This is a genomic window from Pseudomonas sp. B21-017 (genome assembly GCF_024749245.1).
GTDB lineage: Bacteria > Pseudomonadota > Gammaproteobacteria > Pseudomonadales > Pseudomonadaceae > Aquipseudomonas.
Map to the genome: position 1 here is coordinate 1,966,636 of NZ_CP087194.1, position 25,936 is coordinate 1,992,571.

General features: G+C 57.1%; 30 protein-coding genes, 1 tRNA gene and 2 pseudogenes. 16 read left to right on the forward strand and 17 right to left on the reverse strand.

Annotated features, from left to right (window positions below):
* Positions 1-38: 38 nt before the first annotated feature.
* The 3 genes from rbsK to LOY28_RS08750 are packed head-to-tail and all read left to right on the forward strand — an operon-like array spanning position 39 to position 2,419.
* Positions 39-956: a ribokinase gene (gene rbsK / locus LOY28_RS08740; protein ID WP_258613355.1), complete on the forward strand. Its 918-nt coding sequence runs from the start codon at positions 39-41 to the stop codon at positions 954-956.
* On the forward strand, positions 953-1,357 hold the full coding sequence (rbsD, locus tag LOY28_RS08745) for a D-ribose pyranase (RefSeq protein ID WP_018930283.1): 405 nt from the start codon (positions 953-955) through the stop codon (positions 1,355-1,357). The genes rbsK and rbsD overlap by 4 nt, the downstream gene beginning before the upstream one ends.
* Positions 1,358-1,390: 33 nt before the next feature.
* Positions 1,391-2,419 (forward strand): nucleoside hydrolase, encoded by a 1,029-nt coding sequence (locus LOY28_RS08750; protein ID WP_192351491.1) that lies wholly within the window; start codon positions 1,391-1,393, stop codon positions 2,417-2,419.
* A gap of 38 nt (positions 2,420-2,457) precedes the next feature.
* Here the strand turns inward: LOY28_RS08750 and LOY28_RS08755 are convergent, their stop codons facing one another.
* Positions 2,458-2,670, reverse strand: a complete 213-nt coding sequence (locus LOY28_RS08755) for a hypothetical protein (protein ID WP_018930281.1) — start codon at positions 2,668-2,670, stop codon at positions 2,458-2,460.
* A 132-nt stretch (positions 2,671-2,802) separates the two neighbouring features.
* On the opposite strand from LOY28_RS08755, the gene LOY28_RS08760 reads away from it, so the two are divergent.
* Together LOY28_RS08760 and LOY28_RS08765 are read left to right on the forward strand one after the other, a co-directional pair.
* Positions 2,803-3,108 (forward strand): hypothetical protein, encoded by a 306-nt coding sequence (locus LOY28_RS08760; protein ID WP_018930280.1) that lies wholly within the window; start codon positions 2,803-2,805, stop codon positions 3,106-3,108.
* Positions 3,109-3,275: 167 nt separating this feature from the next.
* On the forward strand, positions 3,276-3,593 hold the full coding sequence (locus LOY28_RS08765) for an I78 family peptidase inhibitor (protein ID WP_018930278.1): 318 nt from the start codon (positions 3,276-3,278) through the stop codon (positions 3,591-3,593).
* A gap of 65 nt (positions 3,594-3,658) precedes the next feature.
* Here the strand turns inward: LOY28_RS08765 and LOY28_RS08770 are convergent, their stop codons facing one another.
* Together LOY28_RS08770 and LOY28_RS08775 are read right to left on the reverse strand one after the other, a co-directional pair.
* Entirely contained in the window at positions 3,659-3,871 is a 213-nt protein-coding gene (locus LOY28_RS08770; RefSeq protein ID WP_003179963.1) for a cold-shock protein, read from the reverse strand.
* A gap of 290 nt (positions 3,872-4,161) precedes the next feature.
* Positions 4,162-4,464 carry a hypothetical protein gene (locus tag LOY28_RS08775; RefSeq protein ID WP_138867073.1) on the reverse strand — a complete coding sequence of 101 codons (303 nt, stop codon included), beginning with the start codon at positions 4,462-4,464 and terminating at the stop codon, positions 4,162-4,164.
* Between the two features lie 373 nt (positions 4,465-4,837).
* Between LOY28_RS08775 and thrS the strand changes: the two genes are divergently transcribed.
* From thrS to LOY28_RS08820, 9 genes are all read left to right on the forward strand, one after another.
* Positions 4,838-6,760, forward strand: a complete 1,923-nt coding sequence (thrS, locus tag LOY28_RS08780; protein WP_007940231.1) for a threonine--tRNA ligase — start codon at positions 4,838-4,840, stop codon at positions 6,758-6,760.
* On the forward strand, positions 6,760-7,311 hold the full coding sequence (gene infC / locus LOY28_RS08785; RefSeq protein ID WP_172435341.1) for a translation initiation factor IF-3: 552 nt from the start codon (positions 6,760-6,762) through the stop codon (positions 7,309-7,311). The genes thrS and infC overlap by 1 nt, the downstream gene beginning before the upstream one ends.
* 60 nt (positions 7,312-7,371) lie before the next feature.
* On the forward strand, positions 7,372-7,566 hold the full coding sequence (rpmI, locus tag LOY28_RS08790; protein ID WP_002553160.1) for a 50S ribosomal protein L35: 195 nt from the start codon (positions 7,372-7,374) through the stop codon (positions 7,564-7,566).
* 28 nt (positions 7,567-7,594) lie between these two features.
* Entirely contained in the window at positions 7,595-7,951 is a 357-nt protein-coding gene (gene rplT / locus LOY28_RS08795; RefSeq protein WP_007905879.1) for a 50S ribosomal protein L20, read from the forward strand.
* A 109-nt stretch (positions 7,952-8,060) separates the two neighbouring features.
* Positions 8,061-9,077 (forward strand): phenylalanine--tRNA ligase subunit alpha, encoded by a 1,017-nt coding sequence (gene pheS, locus LOY28_RS08800; RefSeq protein WP_007940232.1) that lies wholly within the window; start codon positions 8,061-8,063, stop codon positions 9,075-9,077.
* A gap of 26 nt (positions 9,078-9,103) precedes the next feature.
* Positions 9,104-11,485, forward strand: a complete 2,382-nt coding sequence (gene pheT / locus LOY28_RS08805) for a phenylalanine--tRNA ligase subunit beta (protein WP_258613356.1) — start codon at positions 9,104-9,106, stop codon at positions 11,483-11,485.
* 3 nt (positions 11,486-11,488) lie between these two features.
* A complete protein-coding gene (gene ihfA / locus LOY28_RS08810) occupies positions 11,489-11,791 on the forward strand; it encodes an integration host factor subunit alpha (RefSeq protein WP_002553164.1) in 303 nt (100 codons plus the stop codon).
* Positions 11,772-12,128, forward strand: coding sequence for a MerR family transcriptional regulator (locus tag LOY28_RS08815; RefSeq protein ID WP_003179985.1), 357 nt, complete (start codon positions 11,772-11,774; stop codon positions 12,126-12,128). The genes ihfA and LOY28_RS08815 overlap by 20 nt, the downstream gene beginning before the upstream one ends.
* An 89-nt stretch (positions 12,129-12,217) precedes the next feature.
* Positions 12,218-12,294: transfer RNA gene (locus LOY28_RS08820), tRNA-Pro, on the forward strand.
* A gap of 275 nt (positions 12,295-12,569) precedes the next feature.
* On the opposite strand, the pseudogene LOY28_RS08825 reads toward LOY28_RS08820, so the two are convergent.
* The 3 genes and pseudogenes from LOY28_RS08825 to LOY28_RS08835 all read right to left on the reverse strand — a co-directional run.
* Positions 12,570-13,379 (reverse strand): annotated as a pseudogene (locus LOY28_RS08825) (LysR substrate-binding domain-containing protein); the annotation flags it as partial.
* Positions 13,380-13,512: 133 nt separating this feature from the next.
* Positions 13,513-14,592, reverse strand: a complete 1,080-nt coding sequence (locus LOY28_RS08830) for an alkene reductase (RefSeq protein ID WP_064616815.1) — start codon at positions 14,590-14,592, stop codon at positions 13,513-13,515.
* An 88-nt stretch (positions 14,593-14,680) separates the two neighbouring features.
* Positions 14,681-15,520 (reverse strand): pirin family protein, encoded by an 840-nt coding sequence (locus LOY28_RS08835; RefSeq protein WP_064616816.1) that lies wholly within the window; start codon positions 15,518-15,520, stop codon positions 14,681-14,683.
* Positions 15,521-15,696: 176 nt separating this feature from the next.
* Here LOY28_RS08835 and LOY28_RS08840 point away from each other — a divergent pair, with 176 nt between their 5' ends.
* Positions 15,697-16,623 carry a LysR family transcriptional regulator gene (locus LOY28_RS08840; protein WP_064616817.1) on the forward strand — a complete coding sequence of 309 codons (927 nt, stop codon included), beginning with the start codon at positions 15,697-15,699 and terminating at the stop codon, positions 16,621-16,623.
* Between the two features lie 192 nt (positions 16,624-16,815).
* Here LOY28_RS08840 and LOY28_RS08845 read toward each other — a convergent pair.
* The 4 genes and pseudogenes from LOY28_RS08845 to LOY28_RS08860 form a co-directional block, all read right to left on the reverse strand.
* Positions 16,816-17,330, reverse strand: a pseudogene (locus LOY28_RS08845) (integrase); the annotation flags it as partial.
* Positions 17,331-17,351: 21 nt separating this feature from the next.
* Positions 17,352-17,591, reverse strand: a complete 240-nt coding sequence (locus LOY28_RS08850) for a hypothetical protein (protein ID WP_258613357.1) — start codon at positions 17,589-17,591, stop codon at positions 17,352-17,354.
* A gap of 274 nt (positions 17,592-17,865) precedes the next feature.
* Complete coding sequence (locus tag LOY28_RS08855) at positions 17,866-18,210, reverse strand: hypothetical protein (RefSeq protein WP_258613358.1); 345 nt, start codon at positions 18,208-18,210, stop codon at positions 17,866-17,868.
* A gap of 392 nt (positions 18,211-18,602) precedes the next feature.
* The gene (locus tag LOY28_RS08860; RefSeq protein ID WP_102668530.1) at positions 18,603-18,965 is read right to left on the reverse strand and encodes a DUF6124 family protein; all 363 of its coding nucleotides are present in this window, start codon (positions 18,963-18,965) and stop codon (positions 18,603-18,605) included.
* A gap of 509 nt (positions 18,966-19,474) precedes the next feature.
* On the opposite strand from LOY28_RS08860, the gene LOY28_RS08865 reads away from it, so the two are divergent.
* Positions 19,475-19,882, forward strand: coding sequence for a DUF3224 domain-containing protein (locus LOY28_RS08865; protein ID WP_086945284.1), 408 nt, complete (start codon positions 19,475-19,477; stop codon positions 19,880-19,882).
* A gap of 163 nt (positions 19,883-20,045) precedes the next feature.
* Here the strand turns inward: LOY28_RS08865 and LOY28_RS08870 are convergent, their stop codons facing one another.
* From LOY28_RS08870 to LOY28_RS08900, 7 genes are all read right to left on the reverse strand, one after another.
* On the reverse strand, positions 20,046-20,672 hold the full coding sequence (locus LOY28_RS08870) for a LysE family translocator (RefSeq protein WP_026331974.1): 627 nt from the start codon (positions 20,670-20,672) through the stop codon (positions 20,046-20,048).
* Positions 20,673-20,798: 126 nt separating this feature from the next.
* Positions 20,799-21,005 (reverse strand): hypothetical protein, encoded by a 207-nt coding sequence (locus LOY28_RS08875; RefSeq protein ID WP_192379283.1) that lies wholly within the window; start codon positions 21,003-21,005, stop codon positions 20,799-20,801.
* Between the two features lie 99 nt (positions 21,006-21,104).
* Entirely contained in the window at positions 21,105-22,496 is a 1,392-nt protein-coding gene (locus tag LOY28_RS08880) for an aldehyde dehydrogenase family protein (protein ID WP_258613359.1), read from the reverse strand.
* A gap of 23 nt (positions 22,497-22,519) precedes the next feature.
* Complete coding sequence (locus LOY28_RS08885) at positions 22,520-23,344, reverse strand: CoA ester lyase (protein WP_258613360.1); 825 nt, start codon at positions 23,342-23,344, stop codon at positions 22,520-22,522.
* Positions 23,341-24,183: a MaoC family dehydratase N-terminal domain-containing protein gene (locus LOY28_RS08890; RefSeq protein ID WP_258613361.1), complete on the reverse strand. Its 843-nt coding sequence runs from the start codon at positions 24,181-24,183 to the stop codon at positions 23,341-23,343. The genes LOY28_RS08885 and LOY28_RS08890 overlap by 4 nt, the downstream gene beginning before the upstream one ends.
* A gap of 25 nt (positions 24,184-24,208) precedes the next feature.
* Positions 24,209-25,165 (reverse strand): electron transfer flavoprotein subunit alpha/FixB family protein, encoded by a 957-nt coding sequence (locus tag LOY28_RS08895; protein ID WP_258613362.1) that lies wholly within the window; start codon positions 25,163-25,165, stop codon positions 24,209-24,211.
* Positions 25,166-25,915 carry an electron transfer flavoprotein subunit beta/FixA family protein gene (locus LOY28_RS08900; RefSeq protein WP_258613363.1) on the reverse strand — a complete coding sequence of 250 codons (750 nt, stop codon included), beginning with the start codon at positions 25,913-25,915 and terminating at the stop codon, positions 25,166-25,168.
* Between the last annotated feature and the right edge of the window lie 21 nt (positions 25,916-25,936).

Consider the following 25,936-nt stretch of genomic DNA (forward strand, 5'->3'; position numbering starts at 1 on the left):
AAAAGCACCGCTGAAATCGAATTGATGAGTAAAGATGTATGCCAGCAAAAGTAGTGGTAATAGGCAGCCTGAACATGGACCTGGTGACTCGGGCGCCACGGCTGCCCCGTGGTGGTGAAACGCTGATCGGCGAGTCATTTGCCACGGTTTCCGGCGGCAAGGGTGCGAACCAGGCCGTGGCCGCGGCGCGGCTGGGAGCGCAGGTGTCGATGGTCGGTTGTGTCGGCAGCGATGCTTATGGCGAAGCGCTGCGCGGAGCGCTGTTGGCCGAGCGGATCGATTGCCAGGCCGTCAGTACGGTCGAGGATTCCAGCGGCGTGGCGTTGATCGTGGTCGATGACAACAGTCAGAACGCGATCGTGATTGTTGCCGGTGCCAACGGCGCGCTGACCCCTGAGGTGATCGACCGTTTCGACAACGTATTGCAGAAGGCGGATGTCATCATCTGCCAGCTGGAAGTGCCGGATGCCACGGTCGGCCATGCTTTGAAACGCGGTCGTGAGCTGGGCAAGACCGTGATCCTCAATCCGGCGCCGGCCAGTCGCCCGCTGCCGGCGGATTGGTATGCGGCCATCGATTACCTGATCCCCAACGAAAGCGAAGCGTCGGCCTTGAGCGGTTTGCCGGTGGATTCCCTGAGCACTGCCGAAGCCGCCGCGACCCGCTTGATCGCCATGGGCGCCGGTAAGGTGATCATCACCCTTGGCGCTCAGGGATCGCTGTTCGCCAATGGCATCACCTTCGAGCATTTCCCGGCACCGAAAGTGAAAGCAGTCGATACCACCGCGGCTGGCGACACGTTTGTCGGTGGTTTCGCAGCGGCCCTGGCGGCCGGCAAAAGCGAGGCCGAGGCGATCCGTTTCGGTCAGGTCGCCGCTGCGCTGTCGGTCACCCGGGCTGGCGCGCAACCTTCGATTCCTACCTTGTCCGACGTACAGGCGTTTAAAGCACCATGAAAAAGACACCTTTGCTCAACGTCGCGTTGTCGCGGCTGATCGCATCCCTGGGTCATGGCGACACCGTTGTGATCGGCGATGCCGGCTTGCCAGTACCGCCCGGCGTCGAGTTGATTGACCTGGCCTTGACCCATGGCATTCCGGATTTCATCAGTACCTTGAAGGTTGTGCTCAGCGAAATGCAGGTCGAAAGCCATGTGCTGGCCCATGAAATTCTCGATAAAAAACCGTCGGCCTTAAGCGTGCTGGATGAACTGAATGCCGAAGGTGCGCTTGGCCGGCGCGAGCTGATCAGTCATGAACAATTCAAGGCGCTCAGCCGACAAGCGAGGGCGATTGTTCGTACAGGCGAATGTCAGCCGTACTGCAACATCGTTTTGGTGGCTGGCGTAACGTTCTAACTTTCCGTTCTTCCCACGCACAAGGAGTGCGCTATGCCTCGCTATGCTCAGAAACTGCATCACCTGCTTCGGAGTCTGCTGCTTTTGTCCCTGATTACCGCAACAAGCGCCTACGCGGCGGAAAAGATCGACTTGATCATCGACACCGATCCAGGTGCCGACGACGTGGTCGCCTTGCTGTTTGCCCTGGCCTCGCCGGAAGAGTTGAACATTCGTGCGCTGACCACCGTCGCTGGCAACGTGCGTCTGGACAAGACCTCGCGTAATGCGCGTCTGGCCCGTGAATGGGCAGGGCGTGAGGAGGTGCCGGTGTACGCGGGGGCGCCGAAACCGCTGATGCGCACGCCGATCTATGCCGAAAACATCCACGGCAAGGAAGGTCTGTCCGGTGTCACCGTGCATGAGCCGAAGAAAGGCCTGGCCGAAGGCAATGCAGTCAACTACCTGATCGATACCCTGAAGGCCGCCAAACCCCATAGCATCACCATCGCCATGCTCGGCCCGCAGACCAACCTGGCCTTGGCGCTGATCCAGGAGCCTGAAATCGTTCAGGGCATCAAGGAAGTGGTGATCATGGGCGGTGCGCACTTCAATGGTGGCAACATCACCCCGGTGGCCGAGTTCAATCTGTTCGCTGACCCGCAGGCGGCGGAAGTGGTGCTGAAGAGTGGTGTCAAGCTGACCTATCTGCCGCTGGACGTGACCCACAAGATCCTCACCAGTGAAGCGCGCCTGCAGCAAATCGCCGCATTGGACAACAATGCCAGCAAGCTGGTGGGCGATATTCTCAACGAATACGTCAAAGGTGACATGGAGCACTACGGCATTCCGGGTGGCCCGGTGCATGACGCCACGGTCATCGCTTACCTGCTCAAGCCGGAACTGTTTACCGGTCGCTCGGTAAACGTGGTGGTCGACAGTCGAGAAGGGCCGACCTTCGGTCAGACCGTTGTCGACTGGTATGACGGCCTGAAGGCACCGAAGAATGCCTTCTGGGTTGAAAATGGCGACGCCCAGGGCTTCTTCGATCTGCTGACCCAGCGCCTGGCTCGCTTGAAGTAATCCATAGACCCGCAGGTGCCAGCCTGCGGGGTTTTCCGCTACTCGGTATCCGTTGCACTCATGCCCTTATAGTCGTCGGAGTATTTCTCGAGAACCTGGGTTATGAAGGTCTGGGCGGCCTGTGTCCCCAATTCCTTGACCAGCAAATCGATACCAATGATTGCCAGCTCTTCCGGACTGCCCGGGCTGTAAGAGCTGTGGCCCTGTGGCCACTTGATTGTGATATTGGCGTCGATGCTTACGGTGGTCATGATGGCGCTCGTGAAGTCGGGAAAGTCTGAGTGTCGAGTTAACCATTTTGCAGGACGTTTGGCACTCCGACTTAGGCATCAGGAGAGGGCTATGCGACACTTGGTCTTTGACGAATTTTCAAGGATTGTGCTGTGCAGATCGATTTGAACACTCCTGACGGCTTGACCCTCGAAGCAGTGCGTCAGCTACTGGCCTCTGCCAGCGACGATGAGCACACTCAGTTGCGGGTCACCAAGGGCGGCATCGCTTACATTTCGTCGGGTGTCGTGGGTGGTACTGATATCGACGGGCTGCGGTTTCGCCTGGAAACATGGGCCAAGGGCTCGGGTTATGTCGGACGGGTCGCAGCCAGCGATGAGGTGTGGGTCATGCAGATCTTCAACGCGCTGAAAGACAACTGGCCGAATCCGCCGTACGACTACATCGACGTCTATTGAACGCTGTTCATATTCAGTGACGATTGCGGGATGAACGCCAGGGCGATGCTCAGGCAAACTCGCCACTCGTCCAGATCGAGGGCAGGGCGATAGCGCCCGCCTTGAAACCAAACACCAAAATGGCGGTCGCACGATCTCTGCTTAATTTTTGAAAGAAAGGAGGCTTCATGCCTTGGAAGCTCGCATCATTGGGTACGTTGTTGGCCGCCACTCTGCTGGCCGGTTGCAGCAGTACGTCCACCGAGTCGGCAAAGGACCCTGTGGCGACCGATACCGGCCACAGCCGTTGTGAAGCAAAGGCTGCCGAATTCACCATTGGCAAAAAGGCTTCGCCCGAATTGCTGGAGCAGGCGCGTACCCGTGCAGGCGCGCAGAATGCCCGGTTTCTCAAGCCTGATGACATGGTGACTCTGGAGTACCGCTCCGATCGCCTGAACCTGAGCACCGACAGCAATCTGGTGGTCACCCGCGTCAACTGCGGCTGATTGTTTTTGTTTCACCCATAAAAAACCCCGTCACATGGACGGGGTTTTTTTAGTGCGCCAGAAAATTACTCTGGGCGAACTTGTGCAGCTTGCATACCCTTTTGGCCTTTCTCAGCCACGAAGGAAACGGTTTGGCCTTCTTTCAGGCTTTTGAAACCGTCGCTTTCGATAGCTTTGAAGTGTACGAACAGGTCGTCACCGCCACCTTGAGGAGTGATGAAGCCGAAGCCTTTTTCATCGTTGAACCATTTAACGGTGCCGGTTTGGCGATTAGACATGGTGTATCTCCAAGAAACATATATTTTCAGTAGTACTGTGCTGCTCAGGCCAACTGGGCACACCGGAGTATCATAGTCGAAATGTTCGCTTTGGGAGCCCCCCGGACGTGCTGTTTGCCCTACAGTCGCGTTCTCTTTGTTGCTCTGTATGGCTGAAAGCCCCGTTTTAAAAGGCTTTCAGCCGAAAGTAAAGACAATAAAAAAAGCTGTAAAACCTGCATAAATCGTACGAAAAAGCTGAAAACCATCACTTTTTATCAGCGTTGGGCCGAGTCAAAAGGACTTTTTCCTCACTTTTTCGCCGGTGCATTGGCCTTGCATTTGGCGATCTCGCCCAGTGCCTTTTGTTGCAGTTCCGGGGTGGCCTTGTTGTCCATCAGCGACTGAATATCGCTGGCCGGGTAGGATTTGATCGCGTCGGCGCCACAAGCGCAGTGGGATTTTGCCGCAGCAGCGCCAATCTGAGGGGAAGCCGCCTGTGTGCACTGAGCCATGTACTTCTCGCGCTCACCCTTTGGCCAGTCGGCATGGGCGGCCAACGGCAGCAACAGGACGAGGGGGGCGACTACTGCGAATAAACGATTCAGACGCATGCTGAGATGCTCCTTTCGGGTCAATGTCTTTTATCTGATGGGTGACACGGGGTTCAAGTTCAGCACTCTGGCACAAAAAAGCCTGATTTGCCCCAGCAGAAAACCTCGGTGCATCGATGACCGTTCATCTGTGCTAGCATGCCTGGCTCGGGTGTTTGCAGGCTCCGGATGACCTTCCGTCCCGGCAGCGGCAAATGCGCGAATAACCCTGATTTGAATCCCAGTCACTCTGGTTCGGTTTTCCGGTTGGCCGCAAGGCTCCTGCCGCTGTAAGGCAGGCGTTCGTCATTGAATGGCCTGGATCGGATCTTGTACTGGCTCATCCCAACCCACGTGACCTTTGGTAGGGGTCACCACTAGGAGAGGAGGCGCCATGCCAACTATTACTCTTCCCGACGGCAGTCAACGTTCATTCGATCACCCGGTTTCCGTAGCCGAGGTCGCCGCATCCATCGGTGCAGGCCTGGCCAAGGCCACCGTAGCCGGCAAGGTCAATGGCAAGCTGGTCGACGCCAGCGACATCATCGACAGCGATTCTTCGCTGCAAATCATTACGCCAAAGGATGAAGAGGGGCTGGAGATCATTCGCCACTCTTGCGCCCACCTGGTTGGCCACGCGGTCAAGCAGCTGTACCCGACGGCCAAGATGGTCATCGGTCCGGTCATCGAAGAAGGCTTCTATTACGATATCGCCTTCGAGCGTCCTTTCACGCCTGACGACCTGGCCGCCATCGAACAGCGCATGCAGCAGCTGATCGAGAAAGATTACGACGTGATCAAGAAAGTCACTCCGCGCGCCGAAGTGATCGAAGTGTTCAAGGCTCGCGGCGAAGACTACAAACTGCGCCTGGTCGAAGACATGCCGAACGAGCAGGCCATGGGCCTGTACTATCACGAAGAATACGTCGACATGTGCCGCGGTCCGCACGTGCCGAACACGCGCTTCCTGAAATCCTTCAAGCTGACCAAGCTGTCCGGCGCCTACTGGCGTGGCGATGCCAAGAACGAGCAATTGCAGCGCGTCTACGGCACCGCATGGGCGGACAAGAAGCAGCTGGCGGCTTACATCCAGCGCATCGAAGAAGCTGAAAAGCGCGATCACCGCAAGATCGGCAAGCGTCTGGGCCTGTTCCACACCCAGGAAGAGTCGCCGGGCATGGTGTTCTGGCACCCGAACGGCTGGACCCTGTACCAGGTGCTCGAGCAGTACATGCGCAAGGTTCAGCGCGACAATGGTTACCTGGAGATCAAGACTCCACAAGTCGTTGACCGCAGCCTGTGGGAGAAATCCGGGCACTGGGCCAACTACGCCGACAACATGTTCACCACGCAGTCGGAAAACCGCGACTACGCTATCAAGCCGATGAACTGCCCGTGCCACGTGCAGGTGTTCAATCAGGGCCTGAAAAGCTACCGCGAGCTGCCAATGCGTTTGGCCGAGTTCGGTGCCTGCCACCGTAACGAGCCGTCGGGTGCACTGCACGGCATCATGCGTGTTCGCGCCTTCACTCAGGACGATGCTCACATCTTCTGTACTGAAGAGCAGATGCAGGCCGAATCCGCCGCGTTCATCAAGCTGACCATGGACGTCTATGCCGACTTCGGCTTTAAAGAAGTCGAAATGAAACTGTCCACTCGTCCGGAAAAACGCGTCGGTTCCGACGAGTTGTGGGATCGCGCCGAAGCGGCATTGGCCGCAGCCCTTGATAGTGCGGGCCTGCCGTACGATCTGCAGCCGGGCGAGGGTGCGTTCTACGGTCCGAAGATCGAGTTCTCGCTGAAAGATTGCCTCGGCCGTGTCTGGCAGTGTGGTACCCTTCAGCTCGATTTTAACCTGCCTGTCCGTCTGGGAGCCGAATACGTCTCCGAAGACAACAGTCGCAAGCACCCGGTGATGTTGCATCGGGCGATCCTGGGTTCCTTCGAGCGCTTCGTCGGAATTCTGATCGAGCACTACGAGGGTGCATTCCCCGCGTGGCTGGCGCCGACCCAGGCAGTGATTATGAATATCACTGATAAACAAGCCGATTTTGCCGCAGAGGTTGAAAAAACTCTCAACGAAAGCGGATTTCGTGCCAAGTCTGACTTGAGAAATGAAAAGATCGGCTTTAAAATCCGCGAGCATACTTTGCTCAAGGTTCCCTATCTCTTGGTTATCGGAGATCGGGAAGTCGAGATGCAGACTGTCGCTGTGCGTACTCGTGAAGGTGCTGACCTGGGCTCGATGCCCGTCGCCCAGTTCGCTGAGTTTCTCGCGCAAGCGGTTTCCCGGCGTGGTCGCCCAGATTCGGAGTAATTATTATTAAGCGTGAAATGAGACAAGATAAACGAGCTGCACCGAAAGCCCCGATCAACGAGAATATCTCGGCACGCGAGGTTCGGTTAATTGGGGCTGAAGGTGAACAGCTTGGGATTGTGTCAATTGAAGACGCGCTTCTTAAGGCTGAAGAGGCCAAACTGGATTTGGTGGAAATTTCCGCCGATGCAGTACCCCCTGTTTGCAAACTGATGGACTACGGCAAATCGATCTTCGAAAAGAAGAAGCAGATTGCCGCGGCCAAGAAAAACCAGAAGCAGATTCAGGTTAAAGAAATCAAGTTTCGTCCAGGGACGGAGGAAGGGGATTACCAGGTAAAACTGCGCAACCTGGTACGTTTCCTGAGTGACGGGGACAGGGCCAAGGTATCCTTGCGATTCCGCGGCCGTGAGATGGCCCACCAGGAGCTGGGGATGGAACTCCTCAAGCGAGTTGAAGGTGACTTGCTCGAGTACGGTTCGGTCGAACAGCATCCTAAGATGGAAGGACGCCAGCTGATCATGGTCATCGCCCCGAAAAAGAAGAAGTAATCAACAGGGCACGGCAGGCCTTCTGATTATGTTTATCAACTGAATGCGGAGTATCCGAACATGCCAAAAATGAAAACGAAAAGTGGTGCTGCTAAGCGGTTTTTGAAAACTGCTAACGGTATCAAGCACAAGCACGCTTTCAAGAGCCACATCCTGACTAAAATGTCGACCAAGCGTAAGCGTCAACTGCGCGGTAGCAGCTTGCTGCATCCGTCTGACGTGGCAAAAGTCGAGCGCATGCTGCGCCTTCGTTAATTTTAGTCAAGAATAGAGGAAGTAACTCATGGCTCGTGTAAAGCGTGGCGTCATTGCCCGTAAACGTCACAAAAAAATTCTGAAACTTGCTAAAGGCTACTACGGCGCTCGCTCGCGCGTATTCCGTGTTGCCAAGCAAGCGGTAATCAAGGCAGGCCAATACGCCTACCGTGACCGTCGTCAGAAAAAACGTCAGTTCCGCGCTCTGTGGATCGCTCGTATCAACGCTGGTGCACGTATCAACGGTCTGTCCTACAGCCGTTTCATCGCCGGCCTGAAAAAAGCGTCCATCGAGATCGACCGTAAGGTTCTGGCTGATCTGGCAGTGAACGAAAAAGCGGCGTTTGCTGCGATTGTCGAGAAAGCTAAAGCCACCTTGGCTTAAGTACCCCCGACAGTCACCCGGTCTCACCTCTGTGGGGCCAGGTGTTAAACGTCATAAATAGGGGAAGAGCCTTCAAGCTCTTCCCCTATTTTGTATCTGGAGTCTGTACATGGAAAACCTGGATGCGCTCGTCTCTCAAGCACTAGAGGCTGTGCAAAGCGCTGAAGATATCAATGCCCTGGAGCAAATCCGGGTTCACTACCTTGGCAAAAAGGGTGAATTGACTCAGGTGATGAAGACCCTGGGGAATTTGCCGGCAGAAGAGCGTCCGCAAGTCGGTGCGCTGATCAACGTTGCCAAGGAGCGTGTCACAGAGGTTCTCAATGCGCGCAAGGCGTTGTTCGAGGAGGCCGATCTTGCGGCCAAGCTCGCCGCCGAATCCATTGACGTGACCCTGCCTGGCCGCGGCCAGACCTCAGGCGGTCTGCATCCGGTTACCCGGACTCTGGAACGTATCGAGCAGTTCTTCACCCACATTGGCTACGGCATCGCCGAAGGCCCTGAGGTCGAAGACGATTACCACAACTTCGAAGCGCTCAACATCCCAGGCCATCACCCGGCCCGGTCGATGCATGACACCTTCTATTTCAATGCCAACATGTTGCTGCGCACCCATACCTCGCCGGTACAGGTCCGCACCATGGAATCGAAACAGCCGCCGATCCGCATCGTCTGCCCAGGCCGTGTGTACCGCAGCGACTCCGATATCACCCACTCGCCGATGTTCCATCAGGTCGAAGGCCTGCTGGTCGACCGCGATATCAACTTCGCCGACCTGAAAGGCACCATCGAAGAGTTCCTGCGCGTGTTCTTCGAAAAAGAACTGGCCGTGCGTTTCCGTCCTTCGTACTTCCCGTTCACCGAGCCATCCGCTGAAGTCGACATGGAATGCGTGATGTGCAGCGGTAAAGGCTGCCGTGTCTGCAAGCAGACTGGCTGGCTGGAAGTCATGGGCTGCGGCATGGTTCACCCGAATGTGCTGCGTATGTCCGGGATCGACCCGGAAGAGTTTTCGGGCTTTGCCTTCGGCATGGGCGTTGAGCGTCTGGCCATGCTGCGTTACGGCGTGAACGACTTGCGTCTGTTCTTCGACAACGACTTGCGGTTCCTCGCGCAATTTCGCTAGTCGTAACGAATTCTTAGGAGAGCAGGATGAAATTCAGTGAACAATGGCTGCGTGGCTGGGTAAGCCCGCAGGTAAATCGCGACGAGCTGGTTGCTCGTCTGTCGATGGCCGGTCTTGAGGTCGATAGCGTTACGCCGGCCGCCGGTGAATTCAGTGGTGTGGTGGTGGGCGAGGTGCTGAGCACCGAGCAACACCCGGACGCCGACAAGCTGCGCGTTTGCCAGGTCAGCAGTGGCGCGGAGACCTTCCAGGTTGTGTGCGGTGCGCCAAACGTGCGCCCTGGCCTGAAGATCCCGTTCGCCATGATCGGTGCCGAACTGCCAGGCGATTTCAAAATCAAGAAAGCCAAGCTGCGTGGCGTTGAATCCAACGGCATGCTGTGCTCCCAGGCTGAGCTGCAAATTGGCGAAGGCAACGACGGCCTGATGGAATTGCCGGCCGATGCGCCGGTCGGTCAGGACATTCGTGAATACCTGAACCTGGAAGACGCCAGCATCGAGGTCGACCTGACCCCGAACCGCGGTGACTGCCTGTCTCTGGCCGGTCTGGCCCGCGAAGTTGGTGCGCTTTATGCTGCCCCGGTGGTGCGCCCGGTCATTGCCAGCGTTCCTGCCGTGCACGACGAAGTGCGTTCGATCGAAGTGTTGGCGCCGAACGCTTGCCCGCGTTATCTGGGTCGCGTGATCCGTAACGTTGACCTGTCCAAGCCTACGCCACTGTGGATGGTCGAGCGCCTGCGTCGCGCCGACGTGCGTAGCATCGACGCCGCCGTCGACATCACCAACTACGTGATGCTGGAACTGGGCCAACCGCTGCACGCATTCGATCTCGCCGAAATCAATGGCGGCATCCGCGTGCGTATGGCTGAAGATGGCGAGAAGCTGGTGCTGCTCGACGGTCAGGAAGTCAGCCTGCGTAGTGATACTCTGGTGATCGCCGACCACACCCGTGCCTTGGCTATCGCCGGCGTCATGGGGGGCGAGCACAGCGGCGTCAACACCGCGACCACCCGCGATATTTTCCTGGAAAGTGCGTTCTTCGACCAGATCGCCGTCGCTGGCAAGGCTCGTTCCTACGGCCTGCACACCGACGCATCGCACCGCTACGAGCGCGGCGTGGACTGGAAGTTGGCCCGTGAAGCCATGGAGCGCGCCACTGGCCTGCTGCTGGAAATCACTGGTGGCGAAGCTGGCCCGATCGTCGAAACCGTCAGCGAGCAGCACCTGCCATCGATCGCGCCGATCACCCTGCGTGCCCAACGCATCACCCAGATGCTGGGCATGGAAATGGATTCGGCCGAAGTCGAGCGTCTGCTCAGCGCTTTGGGCCTGACCATTACCGCCGATGGGGCAGGGCAGTGGCGCGTTGAAGTGCCAAGCTTCCGTTTCGATATCAGCCTGGAAGTCGACCTGATCGAAGAACTGGCCCGTCTGTACGGTTACAACCGTCTGCCGGTTCGCTACCCGCAAGCCCGTCTGGCGCCACAAGCCAAGGCTGAAGCGCGCAGCGATCTGCCTGAACTGCGTCGTCTGCTGGTGGCCCGTGGTTATCAGGAAGCGATCACTTACAGCTTCATCGATCCGAAACAGTTCGAGTTGTTTAATCCGGGGGTCGAGCCGCTGCTGCTGGCCAACCCGATTTCCAACGACATGGCGGCCATGCGTTCGTCCCTGTGGCCGGGCCTGGTCAAGGCGCTTCAGCACAACCTGAACCGCCAGCAGGATCGCGTCCGCCTGTTCGAAAGCGGTCTGCGTTTCGTTGGTCAGCTGGAAGGCCTGAAGCAAGAGCCGATGCTGGCTGGTGTGGTGTGCGGTAGCCGTCTGCCGGAAGGCTGGGCGCAAGGTCGCGATGTCGTGGATTTCTTCGACGTCAAAGCCGATGTGGAAGCGGTGCTGGGCTTCGCCGGTGCACTGGATGCGTTCACGTTTGTGCCGGGTAAACACCCTGCGTTGCACCCGGGTCAAACCGCGCGCGTCGAGCGTGATGGTCGCGTGGTCGGCTATGTCGGTGCTATCCACCCTGAATTGTCGAAAACCCTCGGTCTCGACCGTCCGGTCTTCGTTTTCGAGTTGGTTCTGGCCGAAGTGGCTTCGGGCAAAATGCCAAAATTCAGCGAGTTGTCGCGCTTTCCTGAAGTGCGTCGTGACTTGGCATTGATTGCGGCCACGGACGTGCCGGCCACTGCTGTGCTGGATGTAATCCGTGAAAATGCAGGCGAATGGCTCACGGACCTCAGGCTATTTGACGTGTATCAGGGTAAAGGCATTGATCCTGATAGAAAAAGCCTTGCGGTCGGCTTGACCTGGCAGCATCCATCGCGCACTCTTAATGACGATGAGGTGAATACCGCAACGCAAAACATCCTCACCTCGCTCGAACAAAGGTTGAACGCCACGTTAAGGAAGTGACGTATGGGGGCTTTGACGAAAGCTGAGATGGCGGAACGTCTGTACGAAGAGCTGGGCCTGAACAAGCGGGAGGCCAAGGAATTGGTCGAACTGTTTTTCGAAGAAATCAGGCACGCGCTCGAAGACAACGAACAAGTCAAATTGTCCGGTTTCGGCAATTTCGACCTTCGGGACAAACGCCAGCGGCCTGGCCGCAATCCGAAAACGGGAGAAGAAATCCCGATCACGGCTCGCCGTGTGGTCACCTTTCGTCCAGGGCAGAAGTTGAAGGCCCGAGTTGAGGCTTATGCTGGAACCAAGTCATAACGACGAACTACCCGTCATCCCGGGCAAACGCTACTTCACCATTGGTGAAGTCAGCGAGCTGTGTGCGGTAAAACCACACGTGCTGCGCTACTGGGAGCAGGAGTTTCCTCAACTCAACCCCGTCAAACGCCGCGGAAACCGCCGGTATTATCAGCGCCAGGACGTGCTGATGATCCGGCAGATCCGCGCGCTTCTTTACGATCAGGGGTTCACCATCGGCGGCGCACGCTTGCGTTTGTCCGGCGATGAAGCCAAAGACGACACCACCCAATACAAACAAATGATCCGCCAGATGATCGCCGAGCTGGAAGATGTTCTGGTGGTCCTCAAGAAATAAATTCCTGCTTTTAAATACTTCCAGTTTTCAAAAGCTTGCGATATATTCTTGAGCGTTCCTCGAGATGAGGGACAGAGTCAACGCCTAGTCGGGGCGTAGCGCAGTCCGGTAGCGCACTAGCATGGGGTGCTAGGGGTCGAGTGTTCGAATCACTCCGTCCCGACCATATTATTCAAAGGGGTCGCGAGATTTTATCTCGCGACCCCTTTCTATTTAAAGTCGTTTTCCCCCCACAAAACCACTGGCTCTGGCTGGAATCTCAGCGGATATAAAGGAGCTGGTTGGTGTTCTGTCGCACTATCAGCGCACCAATAGAGGCCTGCATCTGCTTTATTTAAGTCGGTGACATTGCCTATGGCGGTTTCGGCGTTCATTGAGCCGGTGATACCTCAGACTCAAGGCATTTCCGCGTTTAACATTCGTCGAATGGTTATTGATGAACTACGTTCGCTGGGCATTGATAAAGTCTATAAATGCCCTCAGAGGCGAGGGCAGATAGCGTCTACCAGGGTAATAGAGAAACGGTCCGGTAAAGCTCTGCCACCATGGTTCCAGCACCGGTTCAAGTGCCCCACTTTCCAGATAGGGCTCAAGCCAGTCCTCAAACAGGTAGACGATACCCAGCCCATCAATCGCAGCCTGAACAGTCAGGTCCACGGCGCCTCCCACCCTGACAATCAACGGCCCAGTCGGGTCCACGCTCACGGTTTCGCCATGACGTTCGTACTCCCAGAGCGGCATCGCGCCACTGGGAAATCTGCCCCGCAGGCATGCGTGCTTCAACAGAACTCGTGGGTGCTCTGGTCGACCTCTGGCATCGAGATAAGCCGGTGATGCGGCCGTCGCGAAGCGTTGAAGTCGTGGGCCGATGGGGACTGCAATCATGTCCTGCTCAAGGCGTTCATCGTAACGAATACCTGCGTCACAACCTGCCGCAAGCATGTCGACGAAGTTCTCCTCGATCGTCACTTCCAGGCTGATGTCGGGATAGGTTTGCAGGAAGGGGGTAATGATCGACGGCAGCACAAGTCTTGCGGCGCTGGCAGGAACATTCAGCTTGAGGGTGCCTGAGGGGCGGTCGCGGAAGTTGTTCACCACATCAAGAGCCGACTCGACTTCGCCCAATGCGGGCACGATGCGTTCCATCAGCATTGCGCCAGCTTCAGTCGGAGCCACGCTCCGGGTGGTGCGATTGAGCAGCCTCACACCTAGCCTGGCTTCCAGGAGTCGCACCGCGTCACGGCGCTGGGATAGCGGACGGCGAGTCCAGGGCTGATTAGTTGGAGCTTTTACTAAGCAGCCCAGTAAGCGCCAGCGAATGGCTCGCGGTCGCCGTGAGACATTACGCTGACTGACGTCTAATCCAGTGATTTGCTCATAGTGCCTATCGGGATTGCGCCATGGTCGGATAGTCCGTGTAACCGCGATCCTCACCTTGGTAGAACGTCGTCGGGTCGGCTTCGTTCAGGGCTCTATTGTGTTTGAATCGCTCTACCAAATCCGGGTTGGCCAGGAACGCGGTGCCAAACGACACCAGATCAGCATCGCCTAAGTTGAGCGCCGTTCCGGCTCGCTCTGCGTCATAGCCACCATTGGCGATGTAGGTGCCACCGAAACGACGCTTTAGTTCTCTGAAATCAAATGGCCCTGCACCGAGTTCAACCACGTGAAGGTAGGCCAACCCATAGCGACTGAGCATCTTCGCCGCGTAGTTGAAAGTTGCTTGGGGATCGCTGTCGCTCATGGAGAAATAATTGAAGATTGGCGACAGGCGAACGCCTACGCGGCTGGCCCCGAAGACCTCGATGACGGACTCGACTACTTCCTTGAGAAATCGAGCGCGATTCTCTACAGATCCGCCGTAGGTATCGGTTCGGGTATTGGTGCCATCGCGTAGGAACTGGTCGATCAAATAACCGTTTGCACCATGGATTTCAACGCCGTCGAATCCAGCACGTTTTGCGTTTTCAGCACCTTGGCGAAAATCAGCGATCACGTCAGGAACCTCATCGAGATCCAGAGCTCGTGGCAATTCGTAAGACTTCAGTCCCTCAGGCGTATAGATCTCGCCATCAGCCTTGATCGCTGAAGGTGCTACTGGCAGGGCGCTGTTGATCTGCACCAATGGATGTGAGAGCCGTCCGACATGCCAGAGTTGCAGGAATATCCGTCCACCTTCTGCATGAACAGCGTCGGTCACTTGTCTCCAGCCGGCGATTTGTTCGGAGGTGAAGATGCCCGGCGTTCTCATATAGCCTTTGCCTTGTGCCGAGACCTGAGAACCCTCGGTGATGATGAGTCCGGCACCGGCACGTTGCCGGTAATACTCAACCACGGTGGGCGTCGGAGCATCACCTTCACCGGCGCGGCTTCGCGTCAAAGGCGCCATGACCATGTGGTTTTTCAGAGGGAGGGAGCCGATTTGTGCAGGGGACAACAGCAGGTCGAGATTGCTCGTGGTCATGATGTATCTCAGTAGGTGAGGATTAATAATTCGGGATTGGTGGGATGTTTAGCGGGGAGTCGTATCGACTGAAGGCGCGCCTCAGGGGCTAGCTCAGTCGTCCCTCCTGCCGCAGGCGTTCGCCGATGCGCTGTATCTCAGTTTCGCCCTGTGCCAGAGCTGCCCTGCTCGTGTGTACCGAGTAGTAGCCCGTCACCAGTTCGTGCGGATGCTTCACTGCTGAGCCCAGTACGAATGAGCATTCGCCTTGAGCCACGAAATCGATGTATTGCTCGGACTCCTCGAATACGGCGAGTTCGCCGGCATTGATCAGGCCCCCTGTGTCCAGCCGTCCTGCATTAACCGCGAGCCAGGCCACGGTGTGTCCGGACGGCGGGGTATACCGCCAGCGCTCGCCGTCTTTCAAATTCACGGCGAGATAGTTCATGTCACTCGGCGCTTCAATCAGGCTCTGCGCATTACCGTAGCGGCCCAGGAGCACGCGCGCCGGGCCTGATTGCGGAACTTGGGAGGGCGCAAGATAGACACTCAGCGCGGGGGCGTTTTCCAACGACGGCGGTAGTGCCACCCAGAGCTGGAATCCCTGCATTGAGGACTCGTTGGCTAGCGTAGCGTCGTGCCAAACCCCATTGCCGGCGCGCATCCACTCAACACCACCGGCAAGCAACACACCCGTCGCGCCAGTGGTGTCTTCATAGGCGACGTCGCCTTTGGTCATGAAGGTAACCGTCGCGATCCCTGAGTGCGGGTGCATGCCGAAATTGGACTTACCGCGACTGGCGTTCAAACTGAAAATATCAAGGAAAATGAAAGGCTTTAAAAGCTCGCCCAGATCGCCCGGGCTCATAAGCCGCGTTATAGGGCCATGGGTGCTGCCTTTAGTGCGATGGACAATGGCGCGTTGCAGAACAGCGACGGTGGCGGTCATATGTTTTCTCTCGGGGGTTTGAGCGCCTGGGCCCACCAGACAATGTCATCGAGCAGCGCTTTGGCTGTCTGGGAGGTCAAATGCAGCAATGCCTGAAGGATATGCGTCTTCGGATTGCTTTATTAGATGGCATAATTGGATTGAACCAATCCATTTAACGAAGGGGTGGCGATAAAGTGATTGACCTGAATGACGTCGCCTTGTTTGTACAAGTGGTACGCAACGGCAGCTTTGCCGAAGCGGCGCGGCAGCTTGGAATGCCGCCCAACACCTTAAGCAGGCGCGTTCAACAACTCGAGGCGCAGCTCGGCACACGGCTGCTGCAGCGCTCCACGCGCAAGCTCACACTTACCCATTCAGGTCAGGCTTTTCATGACCGCTGCTCTGGCGCGGTAGAAGGCCTGATCGATGCCGGACAGCAATTAATGACGGGAAACCAGGAGCCGAGTGGCATCGTGCGCATTGCGGCGATGGCTGATTTCTTCGACTTCTTCCCTATGGAATGGGTGGCCGATTTTCTAGCCTTGCATCCACGGGTTCAGCTTGACTTCGTGCTAAGTGATGCGCGCGCCGATTTGATCGCTGATCGGATCGACATCGCGTTTCGAGGGGGCACTTTGCAGGATTCGGGATACGTCGGTCGCCAACTCATTGGAGCAGGCAATGAAGGTTTGGTCGCCAGCCCCAAGTACCTCAATAACCGAGGTGTGCCCGCTACGCTAGAGGATCTGGTCAATCACGACTGTGTGAGTTTCGGCCATCCTAGCGGCGTCACCACGTGGCGTCTTAATGGACCGAACGGTGTTGAGGAAGACGTGCAGATTACCAGCCGTTTCAATGGAAACACGGCTCAGGCATTGCGTAAGGCCACGGTGGCTGGCTTGGGTATTGCGTTGCTGCCGCCCACGATAGTTGATTTCGATCTTCGGGCTGGCCGCCTTGTGCCTGTGCTACCGCATTACCATCGCACTGGATACGGCCTGCATGTGCTTTATCCCAGTCGGCAACATTTGCCGTTGGCGGTATCAGCCTTTATAGGACTGGTGATGGAGAAGCTAAAAGTGGAAGCATTCCCAGCAAGGGTTTTACCTGAGCAGGTTTGACACGGTATTTGGGCTTATGACTTTCACACAGCGGGACGGGTAGTAATTTCCTCCACCATTAGTCACGTCATCTGTATTTACGGGTCGAGTGTTCGAATCACTCCGTCAAGACCATATTTCATGAGTACAATCAGATAGTTAAGCCGATCAGCTAGATCGGCTTTTTTGTGCCTGCGCAAAAAACGCGCAAAACTACCCGGTGATTTCGCTGATATTCAGGTCTGGAATTGCCTCAGACCAGACGATTTTTTCGTGGTCCCGTTGGTAGTTTTTGGTCATCCCCACGCTCGCATGCCCTGCAATTTTCCGCCCGTCCTTTCCGGCTTTCTTGTACAGGTGCAGTGACAGCGCTCGCACTTCGTGAAAGCCTGGCATCTCCTCTTTCTTCCATCCCGCGTAGCAGTTCGCCGCCTCCCTGGCCTCCTTGAGCGCTCGCGTCAAATACCGATCCTCGTCCAGTGGTCCTTGGTCTGCGCCTGTTTCTGTTTCGGGCGATCGGGCTTCCGGTGCATCAGGTGCGGTGACGCAGTGTCATCACGGCAGCGACTGATAACTGCCTGCAACTCGAGCGTCACTCGAAAGCGAATCCACACTGCGTCACTGGGCTTCGCCGTCTTCTTCTGCACCAGATAGAGGTATCCCTCCCGAACGCCATCAAAGCGCATATCGAGAATGTCGGTGTGGCGCTGGGCGATGATCAGGGTGAGGCCTCGCAAAATGGTCGATTGCTATCCCGCGCCGCGCTTGCTTGGTTTTGGAGGCGCGTCAGGACACTCATCGGCCCATCGCGTAACCGTCATGTCATTGAATTGCTCCCCCATGGTCTCGACGTGCAGGCAAGCGCCGTTCTTTGAGTAGAACAAGATGCAACGCGAGCTATCAAAAGAGCAGGTATCGACCTCGAAGAGCTTGCGTGCAGCCAGCTCCCGCTCCACGCCACTGTATTCATAGCCTTCGGTGGTATGCATCCGCGTCGGCTTCCATCCTTGTCTGACGAGCTTGGCCCTGGCCGAGACCAAGGGCTCACCGACGGCGATGCCTGCCGGTCCGCGCCTGTCATTTGTCGCCTGCGAGCCATCCGCAAACGTTGCGCTGGTGCCAATGCAATAAAGTACGACGAGCGCGAGGATCGAAGCCTTTATTTGACAATCCCTTCAGCCGATTTGTAGCTCGCCAAAAACTCTGAATACACAGAATCCACCCTTAGCAAAGCCCGAAAATAGCGGACTGATATTGATGCCCCTAATCTGTCTCGGGACACTTGAAACCCCAGCCATCAATTATCATGTCTTTTACTTCTTCACCAGTGGTGCTGACGACTAGACAAGTTTTGTTTTTCTTATAATTGAACTCGCAATATTGCACCCCTTGGGTGCATCTTTCGACTTCAATAATACCCATGTTTTTAAGTATTACTGCGGTGCCAACCGGCTGCATCTCATTCGGTAAACTTGGCTTCCAGCCATGTTTGATCAATGCTTTCCGTGCATTTAAGAAGGATATTCCTTTTTTAATCGGCACATCTGTTGCGTTCGCAAGAACGCTAACGCAACAAAGCAGAATGCAAGCAATAGGGTGTAGTTTCATTTTGTAGTGCCGCCAAATTTCTTGTAGGTGGTTAAGACATCGTCATACGGCATATACGGTTGACCGGATGGATGTCCATTAAGTGGGCGATTCGCTTGGCCGGGGCCCATCGGTAAAGATTCCCATTGTCCAGATGCTTTGCGTATTGCATCGTTAATGTCGCCATTTACGAGTGAGTCGATCGCACGCACAGAGCGGAGAATTTCGACTGCAGTCAAGTCCTGTGTATGCGGTGTGAAGTCAGATAGGCCCATTGCTGAAATTCATTACTGTACTGTAGGCGGAGGCCGAGCATTCTGTAGTCTCCAATGACAAACAGAGGCTATTTATTCAATCTGCCTTTGTGCCGTTTCTGTGGCGATGGTATGCACTCTCGCCACAGGGCACGACGATTACTCCTTCAATTCGACGTGATCCAGTGCCTGGTTCACCGCCAGCTCACCGAGCATGACCACTTGCGCAATGCCCAGCAGGGTCTTGCGATGTGAGGTTTCCAGCAGCGCCGCGAAATTGTTGAGCATGACGGTAGCCGAGCCGAGTGTTTCGCTGGCGTTGGCCAGCAGGGATTCGGTGTTGTACTTCGGGTTGGCGAGGTACATGGGCTCGGGTTCGTTGGCCGTGGCCATGATCTGGGCGGCCGGGTTGAGGTAGTGGTCGAGGGCGCGTTCGGCGGCTTCGTGGAGCTTTTTTGAATCGAGGGATTCGTAGGGGGATGTCGGGTCTGTGGCAGGCGGATTGGGTGTAGGTTTGAACATGGATGAAACTCCTGATGCGAGTTTATTTAAATGGGAGCCATCACATTCGCTACCAAACGAATTAGGGTGATGGCCATACGCGGGTTGGTAGACCGGTCGCATCAGGAACCCGGCGCCCTCGAAAGAGCCCCGCGCATGGCCACCATAATAGGTGATGCCGTGCGCCGTGATACGAACGGGCTACCAAACCCGATCACTGTTTTTCAGTGACCGGGAAACGATAAAACCCGAGTCCAAAGCGCACAAGCCGGCGGATTCTGGCGCAGGCGTAGGCAACGACGCAAGGCGTTGTAGCCTCGATGAAGTAACACCGGGTGTACTTAAACACGCAGCTAAACATCCAGGGTAAGGCGAGCGGATATACAGAGCTACGGCCTGCCTACGCACCAGGCTGGTGATATTCAGCAACTGCTGTCGCATAGGTGGCAACGGGTATCATTAGGCAGAGCGGTGTTCGCGGCACATCAGACCAGCACATTCCCTTACTACGACGAAAGAGCTAGATCCCCATGAAAATGACTGTTAGCTGCACGTTTCAGATAACTGGCTGGGACGAGAAGCCGTCTCAAGAGCTTGAGGGCACTCCGAAACTCTCACACGCCAAAGTCACGCAGTCCTATGCTGGCGCCATCGAGGGAACAAGTAGCGTCGAATACCTCATGTCTTATAGCGTCGACGGCACAGCTAGCTTTGTTGGTTTTGAGCGGATTTGTGGTGTGGTAGCAGGTAAGAGCGGAACATTTGTTGTTCGGCATTCGGGATCATTTTCGGAGGGAAAGGCACGCAGCACTTGGAGTGTCGTGAAGGGGGCAGGCACGGGGGATCTAGTCAATCTTAGCGGTAATGGTAACTACGTTGCTGGTCATGGTGAGCCGGCACAAGTGTCATTTGAATATTCGTTTGAACCTGACAGCTAAAGTGTATTGGCTGGACGCATCCACTCTGGCACAGCGATGCGATTATGGGTGGGGGGTGTCCATCCCATTGCTTACGAAAGATCAGCCTTAAAGTCGTCAGCCTCATAATCACAGAAACCCAGCGAGGCTGGAATTCCAGCCCCGCAGCGCCAAGACATTGATCCTATTTTTGGCTGAGCGCCGCTATCGATACTCCCGAAGCGACGAAGGTGAGTCCTGCCCCTACGTTCAGGCCATTTACCAGCCGTGGGCTCTGACGCAAAAAACGGGACAGTACAGTGGCAAATACGCCCATAAGTGCGAATCCCACTGCCGTAAGGGCGGCGAACCATATGCCGTACACCAGCATCTGCACGCTCACTGAGCCGCGTTGTGGGTCGACGAACTGCGGGATGAACGCAAGGACGAAAAACCCAGGCTTCGGATTGAGTGCTGCCGAGAGTAATCCCGTGAGGAAAATGCTCGGCAGTGATTGCCGAGTTGCTGGCTGGAAGCTGATCAGGCTGCGGGAGCGCAGGACTTTTATGCCAAGCCAAAGCAAATAACCGGCGCCGATAAGTTTGACGACCCAGAAGGCAACTGCGGACGTCTGCATAAGCAAAGTCAGTCCTAGCGAAGCGGTTGCCACATGAAAGAGAATTCCCGCCCCCGATGCCATCCCCGACACGATAGCGGCTATCTTGCCCTGGCTGAGTCCTCGGCCTACGGCCAGCAGATTGTCCGGGCCTGGGGCGAGCACCAATAGTAAGCACGCGGCAGTATAGGCAAGCCAGATATTGATCGGAAACACGGCATTCTCCTTAAGCCTCACCGAGGCATCCATCCTCACGTAGCACCAGAATGTGCCTGTGCCAGACTGCAAAGTCAAAGCCACTGCGTTTGAGAATAACCTCAACCGCCGATTGACTCGTGCGTCTTAATGCAGAGTCGCAATCCTTCGACTTTCTCCAATCCTGATCCGATCAAGCGCCCGGTTTAGTGCGTCCAAGGCATCAAGGAGGGCCTTCGCCTCAGCTTCCCGGCCATCCCCCCAAAGGCGTTCTGCCATTTTGTTCAGGGCCTGGATGGAGCGCTCAATTTCAGCAGCAGTCGCCGCTTTGCTTTCCGGTTGTTTCTTCAACATGAGTACCCTTCGGCAGGGAGGACGCGAATTAATTAAAAAGGGTCGCGAGATTTTACCTCGCGACCCTTTTTATTTGTCTCAGTTTTGCTATTGATGCAATCAGCGCCGATCCAACCAAACCGTCTGCGCATTGCAAAACTCCCGCACCCCAAAATGCGACAGCTCCCGGCCAAAACCGCTTTTCTTCACACCACCAAACGTGACACGTGGGTCCGTCGCGCAATAGCCGTTGATAAACACCCCGCCGGTCTCCAGTTCACCCGCCATCTGCTCCGCCAGCTGAGCATTACCTGTGTAGATGGTTGAGGCGAGTCCGAATTCGCTGTTGTTGGCCAATTCCAGCGCATGGGCGGCGTCGCGTGCGGTGATGATCGAGGCTACCGGGCCGAACAGTTCCTGTTTGAATGAGGTCATTTGGTCAGTGACGTCAGCGAAGACGGTGGGCTCGTAAAAGTTGCCGGGGCCTTCAGCTTTCTTGCCGCCCATCAGCAATGTCGCGCCTTCTTCCAGGGTGTTGCGAACCTGACGATCCAGTTCATCACGCAGGTCGAAGCGGGCCATGGGGCCGATGTAGGTGTCTGGGGCAAGTGGATCGCCGACGACCAGTTGGCGGGTGGCTTCGACGAACTTGCGGGTGAATGCCTGGGCAATGCCTTGCTCGACGATCAGGCGCTTGGCGGCTGCGCAGACTTGGCCGGTGTTCTGATAGCGGCCAATGACGGCGGCTTTGACCGCCTCGTCGAGGTCGGCATCGTTGAGCACAATGAACGGATCGGAGCCGCCCAGTTCCAGCACGCACTTTTTCAAGGCTGCACCGGCCTGTGCGCCGATGGCAATGCCGGCCCGTACGCTGCCGGTGAGCGTCACCGCGGCGATACGTGGGTCGGCGATGGCTGTGGAGACGGCGTCCGGCGTGACGTTGATGACCTCGAAAACACCTTCGGGAAAGTCAGCGTGCTGGAAGGCATCCCGCAACAGCCAGGCGCAGCCCATCACGTTGGGGGCATGTTTGAGGACGTAGGTATTACCGGCGATCAGTGCTGGAACGGCGCCGCGCAGGACCTGCCAGATCGGGAAATTCCATGGCATCACGGCGAGAATCGGCCCGAGCGGGCGGTATTCAATGCGTGCCTTGCCACCCTCGACCATTGTCGGTTCGGCGCTCAGCATGGCAGGGCCGTGTTCGGCGTACCACTGGCAAAGCTGCGCGCACTTTTCGATTTCACCGCGTGCCTGAGTGATGGGCTTGCCCATTTCCTGGGTGATCATGTTCGCCATCGTGGCGGCGTTGTCGCGCAATACCTGAGCCAGGGTGATCAACAGCTGCGAGCGTTGATCAACGGGTTTGCTGCGCCAGACGCGGAACCCGGCAGCGGCGCGCGACAATGCGGCGTCCAGGGTCGATGGGGATTCGAAAGGGTAGTGGCCGATCTGCTCGCCAGTGGCGGGGTTGATCGAAATGGCATGGGTGAGACTGGAAATTGGGGTCATGACACCGTCCTGCAGGGTGAGAATCAAAATGGCTGGTTCGCGCGCGCCAGAATGGCTTGGGCACGACCAATGACCGGTGCATCGACCATTTGCCCATCCATCACGAACACGCCTTCCCCGGAGCTGGCGGCATCGATGATGCGTCGCGCCCAGTGCAATTCTTCAGCGGTGGGTTGTAATGCCTGATGGATGATCGCCACTTGGCTCGGATGGATGCACAGTGCGCCGCCGAAGCCCATGTCGCGGGCAAATTCAACGTCGGCGCGCAGGCCGGTGGTGTCCTCGATCGAGGGGAAAACACCATCCAGCGCAGGCGCCAGCCCGGCAACCCGGGTCCAGAGCAATACGGCATAACGGGCGTGGCTGAGCACTTCATCGGCGGCGCGGCTGCCGGTGGTCAGGTTCAGGTCCAGGCCCAGATCGAGACTGCCGAACGACAGCCTCTCGACACCTTGGGCGATGGCAATCGAGCCAAGTGCAGCCAAGCCTTTGGCGCTTTCGATGATCGGCCAGACCGGTTTGCCGGTGCTGCCTGCAGTGTGCACTTGCGCACAGGTTTCAGCCTTGGGCAGCAGAATGGCGGTCACACCGGCATGGCGTCGGCAAAGATCCAGGTCTGCAGCGTGTGCCCAGTGATCCGGGGCATTCACGCGAACCAGAATCCGGGCGTCCGGGTGGTCACTCAAGAAGCGCTGCAGATTATCCCTGGCCTGTTCCTTGAGGTTTTCCTGTACGGCATCTTCCAGGTCGACAATCACCCGGTCCGCGCCGGTGGCGATGGCTTTGGGGATGCGCTCTGGACGCGTGGCCGGGACAAACAGGGCGGTGCGAACGATCGATGGATTCATGGGGTTTCTCCCGCGCTGAACTCGACTTCACCGATTTGTGCGGTGCCGTCCTGATTGCCCGCCCAAACCTGCGCCTTGCCGCTGTCGATCAGACGCCCGCCCACTTCGAAGGGTTGCGGTGAAATCAGCGGCCTGACACCCCGGAACGCGAAGCGCTTCAAGCGCGCGGTCGGGTGCGCTCTGGTGAAGGCACGCAAGTTGAGGGTGGCGATCAAAGGGCCATGCACTACCAACCCCGGATAGCCTTCGGTCTCTGTGACGTAGGGCCAGTCATAGTGAATCCGGTGGCCATTGAAGGTGACTGCGGAATAGCGGAACAGCAGGGTCGGTGAGGGTTCGACCTGGTCTTGCCATTGGCCTTCAGGGAGCGCTTCGGTGCCGCTCAGTTTGGGCGGTGTCGGTTCCCGGTAGACGATGTCCTGCTCATCTTGCAGGGCGCATTGGCCGTCCTGGAAATACTCATGGCGTACCGTGACGAACAGCAACGATCCGGTGCGACCGTGCTTCTCTTCGACGTTGAGAATGGTCGATACGCAGGTCACATCCGCCTCTACCTTCAGAGGCTGGTAGAACTCGATTCGGCTACCGGCCCACATGCGATTGCGGTTGCGGGCTGGTGGCAGGAAGCCGCCGAGCGCGGTATGGCCGTCCGGGCCCAGTTCGCTGGCGGCAACCGGCTCCTGAAAGAACGCCCAGTGCCACAGGGGCGGCAGCGCTTCGCCAGGCAGCGGTGCCACTTCACTCAAGGTGGCGGCAATGCGTTTGACCAGGTTGAAGCTGATCCGGTCCTGGCTTTCCTGACGACGTCCGATCCACGCTGAAAGATCGATAGTGCTCATACATGTCGCTCCTGTCGGTCGGTGATCAGGCCAGGGCGGCCATTTCTGGAATCGCTTCGAACAAATCCGCCACCAGGCCGTAATCGGCCACCTGGAAGATCGGCGCTTCTTCGTCCTTGTTGATCGCCACGATCACTTTGGAGTCTTTCATGCCGGCCAGGTGCTGGATCGCGCCGGAGATACCGACGGCGATGTACAGCTGTGGCGCAACGATCTTGCCGGTCTGACCGACCTGCATGTCGTTGGGTACGAAACCTGCGTCGACCGCAGCGCGTGAAGCACCGACGGCAGCGCCCAGCTTGTCGGCCAGGGCGTACAGGTGTTTGAAGTTGTCACCGTTCTGCAGGCCGCGACCACCGGAAACGACGATCCTGGCGGCGGTCAGTTCCGGACGATCGGACTTGGCCAGCTCTTCACCGACGAAGCTGGATTTCCCCTCGTCGTAAACGGTGGCGACCGCTTCGACGACCGCTGAATCACCTTCAGCCGCCACCGGGTCGAAACCGGTAGCCCGCACGGTGATTACTTTGACCGCAGCGTTCGATTGAACAGTGGCGATGGCGTTACCGGCGTAGATCGGGCGCTTGAAGGTGTTGGCGCTTTCGACCGAGATGATCTCGGAGATCTGATCAACGTCCAACTGAGCGGCTACGCGCGGCAGGATGTTTTTGCCGTTGGAAGTGGCCGAGGCCAGCACATGGCTGTAAATCGTGCGCTGCTCGATCACCAGACCTGCCACTAACGGGGCAACGTTTTCCGGCAGTTGATGCGCGTAGGCGGCGTTGTCGGCCACCAACACTTTCGCCACACCGGCAATTTTCGCCGCGGCTTCAGCCACGGCACCAACACCTGCGCCGGCCACCAGAACGTGGATGTCGCCACCGATTTTCGCGGCGGCAGCCACGGTGTTCAGCGTGGCCGGGGCCAGCACTTTGTTGTCCTGCTGGTCATTTGAATAGTCAGCAATTACCAGAATCGTCATTCAGATCACCCTCGCTTCGTTCTTCAATTTCTCCACCAGCTCAGCCACCGACTTGACCTTGATGCCCGCGCTGCGTGCAGCCGGCGCTTCGACTTTCAAGGTTGTGTTGGTGGAGACGGTGGAAACGCCCAAAGCGTCCGGAGTCAGCGTCTCGAGAGGCTTCTTCTTGGCTTTCATGATGTTTGGCAGGGATGCGTAGCGCGGCTCGTTCAAACGCAGGTCGGTGGTGACGATGGCCGGCAGCTTCAGGGAAACGGTCTGCGCGCCGCCGTCGATTTCGCGGGTCACGGCAACGCTGTCGCCGCTGACTTCGATTTTGGACGCGAACGTGCCCTGACCGTAGCCGCTCAATGCCGCGAGCATCTGGCCAGTCTGGTTGTTGTCGCTGTCGATGGCTTGTTTGCCGAGGATCACCAGCTGAGGCTGTTCCTTGTCGACCACCGCCTTGAGCAGCTTGGCCACGGCCAGGGAAGTCAGGTCTTCAGCGGATTCGACGAGGATGGCGCGGTCGGCACCCAGGGCCAGCGCGGTGCGCAGTTGCTCTTGAGCGGTGGACGGGCCGATGGAAACGACGACGATTTCAGTCGCAATACCGCTCTCTTTCAGGCGTACAGCTTCTTCTACGGCGATTTCGCAGAACGGGTTCATCGACATCTTGACGTTAGCGAGGTCGACGCCGGAATGGTCCGCTTTCACACGAACTTTCACGTTGTAATCGACCACGCGTTTCACAGCTACGAGGATCTTCATTGGGCAGTGTTCTCTCGAAAA